1 protein-coding gene is annotated in these 1,284 nt (G+C 65.6%); it reads right to left on the bottom strand.

What is annotated here, in order from left to right:
- Positions 1-59: 59 nt before the first annotated feature.
- A protein-coding gene (locus tag IU459_RS37210; protein ID WP_195134264.1) for an IS3 family transposase occupies positions 60-1,201 on the bottom strand; the annotation gives its coding sequence in 2 pieces (ribosomal slippage) (positions 60-934 and positions 934-1,201; 1,143 coding nt in all).
- Positions 1,202-1,284: the final 83 nt, after the last annotated feature.

Below are 1,284 nucleotides of genomic sequence, written 5' to 3' on the forward strand. Positions count from 1 at the left end.
TGGCCAGTCCCCGATAACGCGACCACCCGGTAGTAGAGCCCGGGTTGTTTCGTCTGTTGTCAGTTGATCCGACAGTCCACCGGGTGGTGGGTGTGGGTGCAGGCCGCAGCGTACTCGGCCGGTGTCCGGTAGCCCAGCGCTGAATGCCGGTGCCGCAGGTTGTGGTCGGTCTTGAAGTCACCGATGACCACGCGGGCCTCGAGCAGGGAGGTCCAGTGGTTGCGGTTGAGGCACTCGGTGCGCAACCGGCGGTTGAACGACTCGATGTAGCCGTTGTTCCACGGCGTGCCGGGCGGAATGTAGGCGATGCCGACCCGGTCGACGCAGAACCGTTGCAGCGCTGCGGAAATCAGCTCGGGACCGTTGTCGCACCGCAGCACCTTCGGCACACCCCGGGCAGCGAAAACCCGCCCGAGCTCGATGACCAGTTTCTCTGCGGTGATCGAGCGTTCCACCAGGTGCAGCAGCGACTCACGAGTGTGCTCATCGACCATCGACGCGATCTTCACCACCCGCCCATCAACCGTGGAGTCGAACTGGAAGTCCAACGCCCACACCGTCCTCGGTGCGTCCGCGGCGACCGCCGGCACCGAGGACGACCCGAGACGTTTACGTCGGTGATGCACTCTCACCTGCAGGCCCTCCTGCTTCCACAACCGGTGGACCCGTTTGCGGTTGACCCGGTGGCCCTCGTCGAACCGCAACGCCGCCCACGCCCGACGAAACCCGTGACAAGGGTTCTTGCGAGCGTATTCGCGTAGCCAGGCCCTGGTGCCGGCGTCGGGATCGTCCGGGGTTTGGTCGAGTGGCAGTCGCCGGAAGGTGGACCGATGGACCCCGACAACCTTGCAGGCGAACCGTTCGGACATGCCCTTGACCTGCAAGAGCATGCCGACCGCCCGCCGCTTGGCCGCCGGGCCTAGAAGTTTCCCCGAGCGATCTCCCGCAGCGCGTCTTTCTCCAGCTCGGCATCGGCCAGCAGCCGCTTGAGCCGGGCGTTCTGCTCGCGCAGCTCCTTGAGCTCTTTGGCGGCGTCGGTGTCCATCCCGCCATACTGGCGCCGCCAGTTATACAACGTGGCTGACGATACTTGCAGGTCAGCGGCGATTTCCTCACCCGAAGCACCGGCGGCGGCCAACTCGTCGGCACGGCGCAGCTTCCGCACGATCTCTTCCGCGGAATGCCGTTTCCGTCCAGCCATGGTTCTCAGTGTCCCCTTCCGGCCCCTCACCGGGGCCAACGGGACTCTAGTTCGAGGTGGTCTCATTCACCGGGGACAGGCCA

The sequence above is a fragment of the Nocardia amamiensis genome (genome assembly GCF_015477605.1).
Taxonomy (GTDB): domain Bacteria; phylum Actinomycetota; class Actinomycetes; order Mycobacteriales; family Mycobacteriaceae; genus Nocardia; species Nocardia amamiensis_A.